A 15018-nucleotide genomic window follows, 5' to 3' on the forward strand; every position below is an offset into this window, starting at 1 on the left:
CGGTTCGGCCCCTCTCGCCGTTCGGCCCTTCCCGCCCTTCGCACTCACCAGCGACCGTTCGTGGTCACATTTGGTGCCCACCGTGAGCGCGAAGGGCGGGTTTGTGCATTCGTCCACCCCTCGCGCTCACGGAGGCGGCGATTTCGCGCTTGCTGCGGCTCTCAGTGAGCGCGAAGGGAGCGGAGGCCGAGACTTCTTCTCTTGGCGCTCACGGGCGGAGGCGGTGGGTTAGGTCAGCGGCTGCCGGTGAGCGCGAAGGGCAGTGTAGGGAGTGAACGCAGGAAGCTCGCGCAGCTCCGAACGGGTGTCGTAGTCGCGTTCGGCGCCGGTGCCGGGAATCTCGATGAAGTTGGCGCCATGGATGAGGCGACGGACGGAGACGCTCCGAGCCGTAGGAAGGGAATCGAGCTGAGCTTGGAGCGCGGGAGCGCGCCAGAGGGAACACAGCGGCTGGAGGTAGCCGTCGGCGGCGCGGGTGAGTACGGCATCGGCTGTGGAGGAGGCGAGGGTCGAGCGCAGACGGGGAAGCAGTAGCGGCGAATCGGGGGCATCCACGGCGAAGAGGGCGAGCTCGGAGCAGTGGGATAACGCCTGGGCGCCGGCCGCGATGCCGGCGACAGGACCACCGTAGAGCGGTGACTCGCACACCTGGGGCACGCCGAGGCGATGCGGGGAGACAGCCACGGTCGGGGTGCCGTAGGGAAGCTGGGCGAGCAGGCGGTCGATAAAGCGCGTGCCGTGGACAAAAAGGGAGGCCTTATCGGCGCCGCCCATGCGCCTGCCGTGGCCGCCGGCGAGGATGACCGCGCCTAGCATTAGGACTCCGGGAGGGTGCGGGACCAGTCCCCGGAGCGGCCGCCGGATTTCGCCACGATTCCGCAGCGGCGGATATACGTGGAGCGGTCCACGCCCTTGACCATGTCGATGATGGCGAGTGCGGAAACGTTCACGGCCGTCAGAGCCTCCATTTCCACGCCGGTGCGGTCGGCGGTGCGGACGGTGGCGGAGATGGACACGTGGTCGTCGGCAAGCGTGAGCTCGACTGCGCAGCCGTGTACGCCGATGGTGTGTGACAAGGGAAGTAGCTCGGGGACCTTCTTGGCAGCCGAAATGCCGGCGATGCGGGCAACGGCGAGGACATCGCCCTTAGGCACGGTGCCATCGCGCAAGGCGGTCATAACTTCCGGGGAACAGGCTACCTCGCCCTCAGCGGTGGCGGTGCGCACCGTGGGGTGCTTCTCGGTGACGTCGACCATGTAGGCGGCGCCGTCAGAGTTCAGGTGGGTAAATTCCATGGTTGCTCCTTAATACAGATAAACGGTGATGTCTTCGCCCATGGCCGGCGGCTTGGAGTCAATGAGGCAATAGCCATTGGTGCCGGCCAGCGACACGATGCGGTGACTGCCGTGGGGCAGGTGCGAGGTGATGGCCGGCGCTGCCTGAAAGTCTACGGTGACGGGAACAATGGTCGGCCGTCCGCGGGAGGCGGGAAGGGGCGAATCCACCCGGGCGCGCAGGTTGACCCGCTGGCGTGGCGCGGGGTGTCCGGACAGTGCGGCGATAAGTGGCCGGGCATAGAGCTGGAAATCGACGAAGGCCGCTACGGGGTTGCCGGGCAAGCACAGCACCGGGGTGTCATTCCACAGGGAGTAGCCCTGCGGGGCACCCGGGCGCTGATCGACGTGCCCGAACCACGCGGAATCCGTGCACCCGAGTACGGTGTGGACAACGTCGAAGGCGCCGGCGGATACTCCGCCTGAGGTGATGACGAGGTCGTGGGAGGGGGCTAGTTCATCTAGCGCAGAGGCGAGGTCCGCAGGGGCATCACCCACGTGGACGTGTGCGTTTGCACCTGCAAGGGCAGCGAGCATCGGGCCATTGGAATCCGGTAGTTGGCCGGGGGCGAGCTGCGCTGGGGAAGAGACGAGTTCTTCGCCAGAAGAAATGACTGCGATGCGCGGGCGGCGGAAGATCGAGACGGAATACACGCCGGCGGAGGTGAGCGCGGCAATGCCGGCGGCATCGATAAGCGTGCCGACGGTGGCGACTGGCGCGCCGGGCTGGATATCCTCGCCGGCGGGGCGAATATGCGACTTGGTGGGGGCCTCCGTGATGGTGACCTCGTCCGGAAGTGCTACCGGGCCAGCCGGGGTGGTGGTGTTCTCCACGGGAACGACGAGCATTCCTGCGGTATCGGCCACGGGGGCACCGGTCATGATGCGAACGGCGTGGCCGGCGGGCACATCGATGGGAGCCGCGCCGGCTGGCACATCGCCGGCGACGGGGAGGGTCCATGGTGCGGAGGAGGAAAGATCCGCGGCATGGACGAGGAAGCCATCCATTGCCGAATTGGCATGGGGCGGCACGGGGAAGCGCGCGGTGGCGTCAGCGGCGAGGACGTGGCCGATGAGGGAGGCGTCGACTGGCGCGGACTCGGCCGGTGGGGTGGAAGCCAGCGCGAGTACGGCATCGAGGTGCGCGGAGATGCTGCGGGGCGTGGACATAAGACTCAGGTTAGCCGCCAATGGCGGACATCGGACGGTCTGGTTGGAGAAAGCCCTCGTCATCAATGCCGTGACCGGGTTTTTTGGTCCACATTTCCCCGGCCCAAGCCTCCATGATCTCTGCATCGCTCGCGCCGGAGCGCAGCAGGTCTCGCAGCGGGGTTTCGGAATTGCCAAAGAGGCAATTGCGAATGGCGCCGTCGGTAGTAAGGCGGGTGCGGTCGCAATCGCCGCAGAAGGGGTGGGTGACCGAGGCAATGATACCCAGCGTGCCGTGCGTGCCATCCGGAGCGCTGACTTCCCACAGGGCGGCGGGGGCGGAACCGCGTGGTTCGCGTGCCGGCGTCATGGAAAAGTGGGTGCGCAGTCGGGCGAGGATATCTTCGGCCGTGACCATGTCCTCGCGGCGCCACTGCTCGCGGGGCCCGAGCGGCATCTGCTCGATGAAGCGAAGCTGGGCGCCGTGGTGGACGGCATAGTCCGCCAGCGGAACGATGTCTTCTTCGTTGACCCCGGGCATGACCACGGCGTTGATCTTGATGGGGTGCAGGCCCGCGGCATCCGCGGCGGCGATGGCCTGCAACACATGGTCGAGCCGGTCGCGGCGGGTGAGCGCGGCGTAGCGCTCGCGGTCGATGGTGTCGAGCGAGATATTGATGCGGTCGAGCCCGGCCGCGGCGAGGGCGCCGGTGCGCTTTTCTAGGCCAAGCCCGTTGGTGGTCAGCGCGGTGGACGGGGCGCGACCCTGGTCGGTGCGCAGCTCCTTGGTCGCGGTAATAATCTTCTCCAGCGACTTGCGTAGCAGGGGCTCGCCGCCGGTAAAGCGCACTTGGCGGATGCCCAGCTTGCCGACGCCTATGCGGATCAGCCGGATGGTTTCCTCATCGCTCAAGGTTTGCTCTGTGGGCATCCACTCCAAACCTTCGGCCGGCATGCAATAGGTGCAACGCAGGTTGCAGCGATCCGTGAGGGAGACGCGCAGGTCACGGGCTTGGCGTCCATAGCGATCCAGCAGTGCGCGCGTGCCATCAGCGGCCGGTGCAGGTAGATCCGCCGGCGGTTTCGCTCGGCCTACGGTAGGCAGGGGCAAGGAAACCACGGGCTGCTGGGAGGAAGAGGTCATTGGTGCCAGTCTAAGAGAGGGGACGAGGTACACCAAGCTGCAACGGCGACTGACGCGAATTTATTCCTAGTTTTCCCGGCTTAAATCGGCGGCGCCGGTGACGTCGAGCCGCTGGGATTCACCCGGGCCCTTGAGCCGGATGATGTTGTACTCGCCCTCTGCCAGGTGGGCGCGCAAATCTTTCTTATCGAATTTGCCCACGGATGTCTTATCGATGGACTTCACAAAGGTCCAATACTCCGGCAGCATCCAGCTCGGCAGTTCCTTGCGCATGCTGGCGCGCAGGCGCTCCGCAGTCTCGATAGTGGGCGAGGCGCCCTCGGCCAATACTGTGACGGCGAGTGGGCGCTCGACCCATTGCTTATCGGGGTAGCCGATGACGGCGGCCTCGACGACAAGCTCGTCGGACATGATGAGGTTTTCTAGCTGCACGGAATAGATCCATTCGCCGCCGGAGCGAATGACATCGCGGGCGCGGTCCTCCACGGTAAGGAAGCCGTCCTTGGTAACAGAGCCGACGTCGCCAGTGCGCAGCCAGCCATCGGCGGTGAACTTATCCTCCGCGGCCTCGACTTGCTTGCCGCGGAATTCGGAGGCGATTTCGCCCGGCTCAGCGGTGGGCGAGTGGTAGTAGGAACCGGTGACCAGGTTGCCGCGCACCTGCAGCTCGCCGGCATTGCGGTCGGTGCGAGCGACGACTTGCCCGTCGTTGACCACGCGGTATTCCAGTGAGGCGGGGATGCGGCCTTGGGATACGCGGTAGGCCCAGCGGGTATCGCCGGAGGCGCCCTGGGGCGGGCGGGCAACGCTGCCCACGGTGGAGGTTTCCACCATGCCCCACACGTGGACCACATCGACGCCGTAGCGCTCCTCCCACATCTTGATCAGCGTCGGCGGGACGGGGGAGCCGCCGGCGTAGATCTCGGTGAGCGTCATGCGCTCTGGAGGGTGATGCATGTAGTGGACAAAGAGCTGAATCCAGATGGTAGGCACGCCGTGTGCCACGCGCGGAGAGGTAGCGGCGATGGCTTTGGCTAGGGTGGGGGCGGACACGTCGGCGTCGGGAAGCACCAGCGGGGTGCCCGTCATGAAACAGGTGAAGGGAACGCCCCAGCTGAGCACGTGGCAGATAGGAATGCAGCACAGGAAGGTCTCGCCGTGGGTAATGCACAGCGAGTCTGAGGAACGCAGCTGCATGGCCTCCAAATAGAGAGACCGGTGTGAATACAGCACTCCCTTGGGTGCGCCCGTTGTGCCCGTGGAATAGCACAGCGCCGCGGCCGTGCGCTCATCTAGTTCGGGCCAGTCATAGACGGTAGAGCGGCCGTCGATAAGAGCCTCATAGGAATACACCTCAACCCCGCGGGGGAAAAGGTGAGCAAACTGCTGCGCTGGTTGGGCGCCGGTGATGATGACGCTTCCCACGGAGTCGGTGCCCACGAGCACCTTGCCTAGCTGCTGCGCCAAGCGGGGATCGCACACGATGGCGGAGATTTCCGCATGGTTAATAATGTGGCGGATCTGGTCATTCATCAGCTGCTTATTCAGCGGGGCAAAAATCGCGCCCTTGCAGGCGGTGCCGAACATTACCTCCAAGTGCTCGGCGCAATTCCACATAAAGCTGCCCACGCGCTCATCGCTGGTGATACCCAATTCATCGTGAATGGCGTGGGCGAACGCGGCGGCGCGGGCAGCGATATCGCGGAAGGTAACTTCCTCGGCCGGATCGAATTCTGAGCCAGTGCCCTCACCGTGCCAGGTGGTAACCGTGGTGTCCCCGTGTACCGAGGCACCGTATTCCAAAATGCGGGTCAGGGAGAGGGGGATATCCATCATCGTGGAAAGCATGCCTCTACTGTAGCGGTGTCATGGTGCGGGCGTTGCTCCCTATGCGTTATACTTGTTCGCGACTGGTAGGAAACCGGATATTTTAGCTCCCCTTTCCTATGCATTCGGGCCCAGAGAAGTATTTTTGCCCGCAGTCGTTTCTTGATTTCTTCCGGTTCGTGCACTCGCTGTGCGAAGTCTCCACAAGGACACGGAAGAGGCCTCATACTTATTGCCCGGCAGGACGCGCATGCGCCTTGGCACGAGGGCGAGAAGTCCTAGAAAAATACACATTGGCTTCCAGTGCAACGCCGCGAGCATAGGCTGCGGCGGCTCCCGCATAATCGGACCTGGTCAAGCAACGAAAGGATATCCGTGAGCGAAACGGACAACACTGCAGCACAGGATCTTGCATCCCTGAAGCTGCCGGAATTGCGCAAAATGGCCGCAGAGCGCGGCCTACGTGGTGTCTCTGCCCTGCGCAAGGGGGATCTCATCACCGCCATCAAGACCGGACAGGTTCCGCCTAAGGCCAAGGCCAAGGTGGAAAAGGCCGTTCAGGTAGAAAAGGCGGAGAAGCCTGAGAAAGCAGATAAGCCGCGCAAAAAGGCGCAGGAAGATGCGCCGCTGAAGGCGGAAAAGCAGGAAGAATCCGGCGAGAAGCAGGATAACCGCCAGCAGAGCTCTGGCGAGGAGCAGCGCTATGAATCGCGCTCCCAGGCCCGCCGCGCTCGCCGCAACCGCGCCCGCCGCCAAGAGCGTCAGGAGCGCCAAGAACGGCAAGAGCGCGAGGAGCGCAACCGCAACGAGGAGCAGGGCGGCGCTAAGGACAACCGCGACAATAGCTCCCAGGATGGCTCCGATAATCAGGGCGAGAAGAATGACCGCGGCGATAATAAGCAGCGCGGCAACCGCCACGAGGACAACAATAACCACGAGCGCGGCAACCGCCGTGGGCGCCGCAATCGCCGCAACCGCCGCGGCCGCGGAAATAACAATGACAATAATGGCGGCAATGATTTGCAGGTCCGCGAGGGCGATGAGCTGCAGGCTGTCGGCGGCATCTTGGACGTCGTAGACAATAATGTCGCTTTCCTGCGCACCACGGGCTACCGCGCCGCGGCTTCCGACGTCTTTGTCAACAACGGCATCGTCCGCCGCCTAGGTCTGCGCTCTGGTGACGCCATTACCGGTCAGGTCAAGGTTTCCGGCCCGACGCATACGCACGGCAATGGCCGCAACCGCCGCAAGTACAATCAGCTGGTGCAGGTCGATACCGTCAACGGCATTGATCCGGAAGGCGCAAAGCAACGCCCGCACTTTAATAAGCTGACCCCGCTGTACCCGAATAAGCGCCTGCGTTTGGAAACGGATCCGAAGATCCTCACCACCCGCGTCATTGACCTCATCATGCCGATTGGTAAGGGCCAGCGCGCGCTTATCGTCTCCCCGCCAAAGGCCGGCAAGACGACGATTCTGCAGAATATCGCCAACGCGATTTCTACCAATAACCCGGAGTGCTACCTCATGGTCGTCCTCGTAGACGAGCGCCCTGAGGAAGTTACGGACATGCAACGCTCCGTCAACGGTGAGGTAATTGCCTCCACCTTTGACCGTCCGCCATCAGAGCACACCTCCGTGGCGGAGCTGGCTATCGAGCGCGCCAAGCGCCTGGTGGAGCAGGGCAAGGACGTCGTGGTCCTGCTGGATTCCATTACCCGCCTCGGCCGTGCTTATAACAATTCCTCCCCGGCTTCTGGCCGCATTCTCTCCGGCGGTGTGGACTCCAATGCGCTCTACCCGCCAAAGCGTTTCCTGGGTGCCGCCCGCAATATCGAAGAGGGTGGTTCGCTGACGATTATCGCCACCGCCATGGTGGAGACCGGCTCTACCGGCGATACCGTCATCTTCGAGGAATTCAAGGGCACGGGCAACGCCGAACTGAAGCTGGACCGTGGCATCTCTGAGCGTCGCGTCTTCCCGGCGGTGGACGTCAACCCGTCCGGTACTCGTAAGGACGAGCTGTTGCTCGTTCCAGAGGAAGCACGCATCATGACCAAGCTGCGTCGCATCCTCTCCGCCCTGGACTCCCACCAGGCCATTGACCTGCTCATTAAGCAGCTGAAGAAGACCCGCTCCAATGGCGAGTTCTTGATGCAGGTGGCCTCCTCGGCCCCGATGGCTGCGGATAAGGATGAAGAAGATTATGTCTAATCAGGTTTCGCTCGTTGATGACATCGTGTCCGAGTACCAGGGCATTGAGATGCAGATGGCCGATCCGGAAGTAGCCGGCGACCAGAAGCAATTCCGCAAGCTCTCCAAGCGCTACGCGGAGCTGCGCCCCATCATTATGGTCAATGATGAGCTTAGCCAGGCGCGCGAGGATCTCGCTGATGCCAAGGAGATGGCCTATGAGGACCATGACTTCCAGGAGGAAGCGGACCGCCTAGCAAAGTCCGTGGAGAGCTTGGAAGAAAAGCTCGCTGACCTGCTCGCGCCGCGCGATGAGCAGGATTCCGAGGACATCATTATGGAAATCAAGGCCGGCGCGGGCGGCGAAGAAGCGGCCCTCTTTGCCGGCGACTTGGCCCGCATGTACGAGCGTTATGCGGACAAGACGGGCTTTAATTGGGAGGTCTTGGGCCTCAATGAGTCCGATTTGGGCGGTGTGAAGGATATGACCATTTCCTTCCGCTCCAAGTCCCCGTCGCGCGATGGTGCATGGTCCGTATTCAAGTTTGAGGGCGGCGTGCACCGCGTGCAGCGTGTTCCGGTTACCGAGTCCCAGGGTCGCATTCAGACCTCTGCCGCCGGCGTGCTGGTCTACCCGGAGCCGGAAGAGGTCGAGTCCGTCAATATCGATGACAAGGATATTCGCGTCGACGTCTACCGTTCTTCCGGTAAGGGCGGTCAGGGCGTGAACACCACCGACTCCGCGGTGCGTATTACCCACCTGCCCACTGGGCTTATCGTGACCTGCCAGAAGGAGCGTTCCCAGATTCAGAATAAGGCGCGTGCGCTGCAGGTTCTGCAGGCCCGTCTGGATCAAATGGAGCGCGAGGCGCGCGAGGCTGAGGCCGGCGAGCAGCGCGCCTCTCAGGTGCGCACCATGGACCGCTCCGAGCGCATCCGCACCTATAATTGGCCGGAAAACCGCATCACGGATCACCGCATTGGTTACAAGGCCAATAACTTGGACTCCGTGTTGAACGGTGACATGAATGACCTTATTAAGGCTCTGCAGGACCAAGAGCGTGCCGAGCGCCTCGAGGCCGAAGGGTAAACCAGCGTGGATAACACGTATGGACGGGCGCTGCGCCGCGGGGTGCAGCGCCTTCGTGCTGCCGGGGTGGCCAGCCCTGAATGGGATGCACGCATCATGGCCGCGCACCTAATCCACTGCGGCCACATGGATATCCCGCTCGATCAGTCTCCTATGCCCGGCTTCGACGTGGCCTTTGATGCACTGCTGCGCCGCCGGGAGGCCCGCGAGCCTTTGCAGTACGTACTAGGCAGCGCCTGGTTCGGACCGCTGGAGCTCAAGGTGGGCCCGGGCGTGTTTATCCCGCGGCCGGAAACCGAGGTTATGGCGGACTGGGCGGTGCGCAATGCCGAAGGCCCGCGGCTCGTTGATTTGTGCACCGGCACGGGCGCGTTGGCGCTCTACCTCCACCACTATCTGCCTGACGCGCAGGTGAAGGCAGTGGAGCTTGCCGACGCCGCCTTGGCCTACACTCAAGCCAATACCCATAACACCGGGGTAGAGGCTATCCAGGCCGACGCCACTGCCGGCGACACCTTGGCGGACTGGAATGGGACCGTAGACCTCCTCGTGACCAACCCGCCCTACGTGCCGGAGACCCCGGATCTTGAACCCGAGGTATATCACGACCCGCATAACGCGGTTTTTGCCGGAGCGGATGGGATGGGGGTCATTACCGGCCTTATCCCGACCATTGCGCGCCTTGTGCGCCCGGGCGGCAAGCTAGCTATCGAACACGACGATTCCACGAGCGAGGTCGTACAAGCCGCATTGGCCCGACACGGCGGCTTTGAACAGATCGCCGCGCTGCAAGACCTGACAGGAACGCCCCGCTTTGTCACTGCGGTGCGCGGGGTAGACTAGGACACCATTGAGGGCAAGAAGGGGAAAAGATTATGCAAGGAAAGATTTTTAACTGCGCCGATGATGCCGAGCGCGAAGAGGGCATGAACATTGCGGTCAAGGCTGCGCAATCCGGTCGCCTTGTGGTCATGCCCACCGATACGCTCTATGGCCTCGGCTGCGATGCCTTTGATAACGATGCCGTAGCCAACCTCTTGGCCACCAAGCAACGCGGCCCAGATATGCCGGTGCCGGTATTGGTGGGTTCCTGGGATACCGTTCGCGGTCTGGTTGCTTCCTATACCGATACCGCGCGTGACTTGGTGGAGGCCTTCTGGCCCGGTGGTCTGTCCATCGTCGTTCCGCAAGCGCCGTCGCTGCCGTGGAACCTCGGCGATACCCGCGGCACCGTGATGCTGCGCATGCCGTTGCACCCCATTGCCATCGAGTTGCTGCGCGAGGTTGGCCCCATGGCTGTCTCCTCTGCCAATATCTCTGGTCACCAGCCGCCGACCACGGCGCTTATGGCCAAGCAGCAGCTTGGTAAAGCCGTGACGGTTTACCTGGATGGGGGAGAGACGGCCGTTGGCAAGCCGTCGACCATCATTGATCTCTCTGGTGAGCGCCCGTACCTGCTACGCGAAGGAGCGCTCTCGGCCGAGGAAATCGGCGAGGTTATCGGCGTCGACGCGCAGGCCCTGCGTACCCGCCCACAGGCTTAAGGGGGGAATTCGCGTGAGCGGCAGTGGTGTCCCGCTGCGCGAGCTGGCCCTCGTCATCCTCGTCGCAGCAGCATTTACGTATCTCACCACCGGTGTGGTGCGCTCCTTTTTGGTGCGCACCGGCCGCGTGGCGGAGATTCGGCTGCGCGACGCCCACACACAGCCCACCCCGCGCATGGGTGGGGTGGCCATGTTTACCGGCTTCGTGGCGGCGATATTCCTCGCAGCCCAGCTTCCAGCCTTGACTCGGGGCTTTATGCCCGTTACTCCGGAGATGAATGCGGTGCTGTGGGCGGCCCTGGCGCTCGTGCTTGTCGGAGTGGTTGATGACTTGGTGGAACTGAGTGCCATAGTGAAGCTTTTTGGCCAGCTCTTTGCGGCCACCTTGATGAGCGGGCTGGGCCTTACCTGGACGCTGCTTTTCATCCCTTTTGGCGGCGGTACCACGGTAGTCCTCGACCAATTGCAAAGCACCCTGCTTACCGCATTTTTTACCGTTCTGCTCATCAATGCCATTAACTTTGTTGACGGCCTCGATGGCCTAGCGGCAGGCCTTGGCATGATTGCGGGCGGGGCAATTCTGGTGTTTTCTTTGACGGTTCTCCACGACCAAGGCGGTGCAGTCTCGGCCTACCCACCGGCCATCATCAGCGCTGCCCTGGTGGGAATGTGCGCTGGATTCTTGCCGCATAACTTCGAACCGTCTCGCATCTTCATGGGCGATTCTGGCTCGATGCTTATTGGACTCTTGCTCGCTGCGGCCTCGACTTCCGCGTCTGGCAAGATCAACATGTCGCTTTATGGCACGGTGGACATTGTCGCCTTGATGTCGCCCATCATTGTGGTGGTCGCAGCGGTGTTTATTCCAGTCCTGGACCTTGTCTGGGCTGTGATTCGCCGCCTGTCTCAAGGGCGCTCGCCGTTTGCTGCAGATAAGGCGCACATCCATCACCGCCTACTCTCGCTCGGCCATACCCACCGCCGGACTGTGCTGGTCCTTTACCTGTGGGTCTCCGCCGTGGCCTTCGGCGCGGTGTCCTTTTCCATCGTGCCCGCGCCGGTGGCCATCGGCGTCACCATCGTTGCCTTGGTCCTTGCGTTTGCGGCGACCCTGGTACCTTTGCGGCAAGGAAAGATTGGCCCCGCTGTGCGGGAGACTGTCGTGGTGAAGGAATCCGAGCCCACGTGAGGTAGGGTGTGTAGCCGTGAGTGAAGCACAAGCGACTACGCAACCCTCGGAATTTGATGACCACCGCCGTCCTATGCAAAGGGCGGTCAAGCTGGGTGGTCTTGCCCTGCTGGTTATCACGGTGGTCTCCCTAGCCGTCTGGGGCGGTATCAGTGGTCTTCCCGGTATTTGGGGAGTCCTGGTCGGTGCCGCTATCGGTGGCGGCTTCGTCTTATTTACCGCCTTGTCGGTCTTGCTGACTGCCAATACCACTCCTGCCAACACCATGGCCGTGGTGCTGGGCGGTTGGCTGCTCAAGGTCATCGTCTTGGTCATGGTGCTTCTCGTAATCCGGGATATGGATTTCTATGACACTGTGGCGCTGTTCGTGACCGTGATGCTGGCGCTTTTTGCCACTTTGGGCACGGAGGTGTGGGCCGTCGTCACCTCGCGGGTCACGTACGTCTCGTAGCCGGGAAGTGGCCTTTGTATGGGCCCACCGCTTTTCTGGAAGGAAAGGTGGTGGGCCCTTTTGCTCTGTGTTCATGCAATCGTTTCTGTTGGGGTTACCCCCGTCAAGGTGGGGAAATAGGCAAGTGTGATGAACTCCACGTAGCAGGATTTCGGCAGAATGTGGCCTTTTTGTTGTGAATTTGTGGCGGAATTGAGCCTGCAGTGGCGAAACTAGGGCCGTTAGTGGCCCCCCACGTGCGAAAACTCGCGATCTAACTGATACGCTTTTCTTCGGGTTACCGCGGGCTAGCGCAAAAGCTGGCTTTCGCAGCGGTGAATCCCTGTCTTATGCACGCTGATGTGCGACGGAGTCCGTGTGTGAGGCAGAGAGTTTGAGACGTCCATCGCACCACACGGCCTTCGACAAGCTGTGTGGCCCGAACACGGGAGAGAACGCTGAGCGTTACAACATTGGCCATGAAGGGTAGCTTCCACGCACCCGAACTGGACCCAGAATTTTTCCCGGGGCACGTAACCGATGATGGCGGAGTCGTTGACCTCTGGTTGAGCGATTTTGCCAACGGTTGGTTCGCTTTGGATCGCATCATGCTCGTTCGCCTTCTGATGGCGGCCGTGCTGGTGCTCCTATTTGTTGTCGCCTTCAGGAACCCCAAGCTGGTTCCTAAAGGAATTCAAAACGTAGGCGAGCATGCGATTGACTTCGTGCGAGTTCAGATCGCAGAAGACATCTTGGGCAAGAAGGAAGGACGTCGCTTCCTTCCACTTTTGGCCTCTATCTTCTTTGCAGTTTTGTTCTGGAACCTCACAACTATTGTGCCGGGTCTGAACATTTCTCCGAACGCCCGTATCGGTATGCCAATCGTCTTGGCAGCTGTTGCGTATATCGCCATGATTTACGCCGGCGCTAAGCGCTATGGCTTTGGCAAGTTCATCAAGTCCTCGGTGGTTATTCCTAACCTGCCGCCGGCCTTGCACATTCTTGTCGTGCCGATTGAGGCATTCTCTACGTTTGTTATGCGCCCAGTCACCCTGGCTCTTCGTCTTATGGCGAACTTCCTGGCTGGCCACCTCATTTTGGTCCTGTTGTACTCGGCTACGAACTTCTTCTTCTTCCAGTTCAACGCCTGGACCGCAGTGGGTGGCTTGACCCTGGTCGCAGCGGTTCTGTTCACGCTTTACGAGCTTATCGTCATCTTCCTGCAGGCATACATCTTTGCCCTGCTGACGGCGGTATACATCGAATTGTCGTTGCATGCAGATTCGCACTAACAACAACGCGAACCTCGCGGTTAACTAAATACCCCAAAATCAAACCAACACCGCCCCGCAGGACACTCCCGCGGGATATACATTGAAAGGGAACGACTTTCACATGAACGAGATCATCCTGGCTCAGGACGCAGCAACCACCTCCTTCGACGGCCTTCAGTCCCTCGGCTACGGCCTGGCCACCATCGGCCCGGGCCTGGGCATCGGCATCCTCGTTGGCAAGACCGTTGAAGGCATGGCACGCCAGCCTGAGATGGCCGGCCAGCTGCGTACCACCATGTTCCTGGGTATCGCCTTCGTTGAGGCACTTGCCCTCATCGGCCTCGTTGCAGGCTTCCTGTTCTAAAGAACGCTTTACACAAGTAAATCGAACTTTAAGAACGGAGACCCATGAACAACGTCATTTACTACCTTGCAGCAGAAGGAAGTGAGCACCTGCCGCTGGAGAGCGGCAACTCCATCCTCCTGCCCAAGATGTACGACTTAGTCTGGTCAATCATTCCGTTCGCCATCATCTTGCTGATTTTCGCGAAGTTCGTTCTTCCGAAGTACAGCCAGATGCTGCAGGAGCGTGAAGACCGGATCGAGGGCGGCTTGAAGCGTGCCAAGGCCCAGCAGGCCGAGGCTAAGGCTGCTCTGGAAAAGTACAATGCTCAGCTGGCCGATGCCCGTGCAGAGGCAGCCGAGATCCGCGAGCAGGCGCGCGAGCGCGGTAAGCAGATTGAGGCCGAGGCTAAGACCAACGCGGAAGAAGAGTCCCGCCGCATCGTCGCCAATGGCGAGAAGCAGCTGGAGGCTTCCCGCTCGCAGGTTGTTACTGAGCTGCGTTCCGAAATGGGCCAGAACTCCATCAACTTGGCGGAGAAGATTCTGGGCGGCGAGCTTTCCGACGCCTCTAAGAAGTCCTCCACCATTGATGGCTTCTTGTCCGAGCTCGACTCTGTGGCACCGGCCGGAAAGTAGGCAACTATGAAGGCAGCTAGCCGCGAAGCACTCGCAACCTCACAAACCCGCTTGGATGAGATCCTGGGAGGCGACAACAATGTCGCGACCGCCGCGCAGGCGGGCCTGGATATCTTCGAGGTTGTCGATGTCTTGGATGCAGACCGCGAATTGCGCGTCGCATTCACCGATATCGCCGCCCCGAGCGAGGCACGCAAGTCCCTGGCTGAGACCCTGTTTGGCTCCAAGATTTCCGGTGGCGCATTGCGCATTATCCAGGAAGCTGCGGCCGCACAGTGGTCCACCCCGAAGGACTTTGTCAAGGGCTTGGTGTCCCTGGGCCGCCGCGCACTGCTGCGCGGTGCTGAGGCGCAGGGGCAGCTGGGCCAGGTAGAAGACGAGCTCTTCCGCCTGTCCCAGATCCTTGACCGTGAGGGCGAGCTCACCCAGCTGCTTTCCGACCGAACTGCTGATTCCGCCCGCAAGCGCGGATTGCTGGCAAACGTGCTCTACGGCAAGGTCACGATGTTTACTGAGGCACTGGTGCTTCAGGCCATCTCCCGCCCAGAGCAGAACCCGATCGACGACGTAGCCGCACTGGCTGATTCTGCAGCTGACCTGCAGGACCGCACCATTGCGCGCGTTACCGCAGCGGGTGAACTAAACGAAGGCCAGCAAGCAGTACTCGCTGAGAAGCTGGGCAAAATTTATGGTCGTGCGATGTCCATTCACTCTGAGGTTGACACCAGCCTCCTCGGTGGCATGCGCATCCGCGTCGGCGATGAAGTCATTGATGGCTCCACGGCAGGCAAGATTGCCCGCCTGCGTGCCCAGATGGCGTAGCCGAAACGACAGAAACGATTTAAGTAAGTGCTGGAAGATAC

General features: G+C 61.6%; 15 protein-coding genes. 10 read left to right on the top strand and 5 right to left on the bottom strand.

Translation table 11 applies throughout. From position 1 onward, the window contains the following. Nucleotides 1–228: 228 nt before the first annotated feature. The 5 genes from RAE04_RS04040 to RAE04_RS04060 form a co-directional block, all read right to left on the bottom strand. Entirely contained in the window at nucleotides 229–816 is a 588-nt protein-coding gene (locus RAE04_RS04040; protein ID WP_317026513.1) for a molybdenum cofactor guanylyltransferase, read from the bottom strand. Next, nucleotides 816–1295, bottom strand: coding sequence for a cyclic pyranopterin monophosphate synthase MoaC (moaC, locus tag RAE04_RS04045; protein WP_317026514.1), 480 nt, complete (start codon nucleotides 1293–1295; stop codon nucleotides 816–818). The genes RAE04_RS04040 and moaC overlap by 1 nt, the downstream gene beginning before the upstream one ends. A 9-nt stretch (nucleotides 1296–1304) precedes the next feature. Continuing rightward, nucleotides 1305–2504: a molybdopterin molybdotransferase MoeA gene (locus tag RAE04_RS04050; RefSeq protein ID WP_294165094.1), complete on the bottom strand. Its 1200-nt coding sequence runs from the start codon at nucleotides 2502–2504 to the stop codon at nucleotides 1305–1307. Nucleotides 2505–2514: 10 nt separating this feature from the next. Next, nucleotides 2515–3627, bottom strand: coding sequence for a GTP 3',8-cyclase MoaA (moaA, locus tag RAE04_RS04055; protein ID WP_317026515.1), 1113 nt, complete (start codon nucleotides 3625–3627; stop codon nucleotides 2515–2517). A 66-nt stretch (nucleotides 3628–3693) separates the two neighbouring features. Next, nucleotides 3694–5475: a long-chain fatty-acid--CoA ligase gene (locus RAE04_RS04060; protein WP_269953380.1), complete on the bottom strand. Its 1782-nt coding sequence runs from the start codon at nucleotides 5473–5475 to the stop codon at nucleotides 3694–3696. A 354-nt stretch (nucleotides 5476–5829) separates the two neighbouring features. Here RAE04_RS04060 and rho point away from each other — a divergent pair, with 354 nt between their 5' ends. From rho to RAE04_RS04110, 10 genes are all read left to right on the top strand, one after another. Further along, nucleotides 5830–7668 (top strand): transcription termination factor Rho, encoded by a 1839-nt coding sequence (gene rho / locus RAE04_RS04065; protein ID WP_284838936.1) that lies wholly within the window; start codon nucleotides 5830–5832, stop codon nucleotides 7666–7668. Further along, nucleotides 7661–8737: a peptide chain release factor 1 gene (gene prfA, locus RAE04_RS04070; protein WP_288211467.1), complete on the top strand. Its 1077-nt coding sequence runs from the start codon at nucleotides 7661–7663 to the stop codon at nucleotides 8735–8737. The genes rho and prfA overlap by 8 nt, the downstream gene beginning before the upstream one ends. A 6-nt stretch (nucleotides 8738–8743) precedes the next feature. After that, a complete protein-coding gene (gene prmC, locus RAE04_RS04075; RefSeq protein ID WP_317026516.1) occupies nucleotides 8744–9580 on the top strand; it encodes a peptide chain release factor N(5)-glutamine methyltransferase in 837 nt (278 codons plus the stop codon). 32 nt (nucleotides 9581–9612) lie between these two features. Then, nucleotides 9613–10281, top strand: coding sequence for an L-threonylcarbamoyladenylate synthase (locus RAE04_RS04080; protein ID WP_317026517.1), 669 nt, complete (start codon nucleotides 9613–9615; stop codon nucleotides 10279–10281). A 13-nt stretch (nucleotides 10282–10294) separates the two neighbouring features. Then, on the top strand, nucleotides 10295–11470 hold the full coding sequence (locus RAE04_RS04085; protein WP_269953382.1) for an MraY family glycosyltransferase: 1176 nt from the start codon (nucleotides 10295–10297) through the stop codon (nucleotides 11468–11470). Between the two features lie 73 nt (nucleotides 11471–11543). Then, nucleotides 11544–11921 carry a hypothetical protein gene (locus tag RAE04_RS04090; protein ID WP_218840748.1) on the top strand — a complete coding sequence of 126 codons (378 nt, stop codon included), beginning with the start codon at nucleotides 11544–11546 and terminating at the stop codon, nucleotides 11919–11921. 458 nt (nucleotides 11922–12379) lie between these two features. Further along, nucleotides 12380–13192, top strand: a complete 813-nt coding sequence (gene atpB / locus RAE04_RS04095) for a F0F1 ATP synthase subunit A (protein WP_049361382.1) — start codon at nucleotides 12380–12382, stop codon at nucleotides 13190–13192. Between the two features lie 103 nt (nucleotides 13193–13295). Continuing rightward, entirely contained in the window at nucleotides 13296–13538 is a 243-nt protein-coding gene (locus tag RAE04_RS04100; RefSeq protein WP_049361381.1) for an ATP synthase F0 subunit C, read from the top strand. 44 nt (nucleotides 13539–13582) lie between these two features. After that, entirely contained in the window at nucleotides 13583–14155 is a 573-nt protein-coding gene (locus RAE04_RS04105) for a F0F1 ATP synthase subunit B (protein ID WP_049361380.1), read from the top strand. Nucleotides 14156–14161: 6 nt separating this feature from the next. Beyond that, nucleotides 14162–14977 (top strand): F0F1 ATP synthase subunit delta, encoded by an 816-nt coding sequence (locus RAE04_RS04110; RefSeq protein ID WP_316127469.1) that lies wholly within the window; start codon nucleotides 14162–14164, stop codon nucleotides 14975–14977. Nucleotides 14978–15018: the final 41 nt, after the last annotated feature.

Origin of the sequence: Corynebacterium sp. CTNIH16 (genome assembly GCF_032821655.1) — a bacterium.
Taxonomy (GTDB): domain Bacteria; phylum Actinomycetota; class Actinomycetes; order Mycobacteriales; family Mycobacteriaceae; genus Corynebacterium; species Corynebacterium marquesiae.

Excerpts from the sequence above, each read along its gene's own strand:
- RAE04_RS04040 (WP_317026513.1), bottom strand. The coding sequence starts at position 816 with ATGCTAGGCGCGGTCATCCTCGCCGGCGGCCACGGCAGGCGCATGGGC.
- moaC (WP_317026514.1), bottom strand. The coding sequence starts at position 1,295 with ATGGAATTTACCCACCTGAACTCTGACGGCGCCGCCTACATGGTCGAC.
- RAE04_RS04050 (WP_294165094.1), bottom strand. The coding sequence starts at position 2,504 with ATGTCCACGCCCCGCAGCATCTCCGCGCACCTCGATGCCGTACTCGCG.
- moaA (WP_317026515.1), bottom strand. The coding sequence starts at position 3,627 with ATGACCTCTTCCTCCCAGCAGCCCGTGGTTTCCTTGCCCCTGCCTACC.
- RAE04_RS04060 (WP_269953380.1), bottom strand. The coding sequence starts at position 5,475 with ATGCTTTCCACGATGATGGATATCCCCCTCTCCCTGACCCGCATTTTG.
- prfA (WP_288211467.1), top strand. The coding sequence starts at position 7,661 with ATGTCTAATCAGGTTTCGCTCGTTGATGACATCGTGTCCGAGTACCAG.
- RAE04_RS04080 (WP_317026517.1), top strand. The coding sequence starts at position 9,613 with ATGCAAGGAAAGATTTTTAACTGCGCCGATGATGCCGAGCGCGAAGAG.
- RAE04_RS04090 (WP_218840748.1), top strand. The coding sequence starts at position 11,544 with ATGCAAAGGGCGGTCAAGCTGGGTGGTCTTGCCCTGCTGGTTATCACG.
- atpB (WP_049361382.1), top strand. The coding sequence starts at position 12,380 with ATGAAGGGTAGCTTCCACGCACCCGAACTGGACCCAGAATTTTTCCCG.
- RAE04_RS04100 (WP_049361381.1), top strand. The coding sequence starts at position 13,296 with ATGAACGAGATCATCCTGGCTCAGGACGCAGCAACCACCTCCTTCGAC.
- RAE04_RS04105 (WP_049361380.1), top strand. The coding sequence starts at position 13,583 with ATGAACAACGTCATTTACTACCTTGCAGCAGAAGGAAGTGAGCACCTG.
- RAE04_RS04110 (WP_316127469.1), top strand. The coding sequence starts at position 14,162 with ATGAAGGCAGCTAGCCGCGAAGCACTCGCAACCTCACAAACCCGCTTG.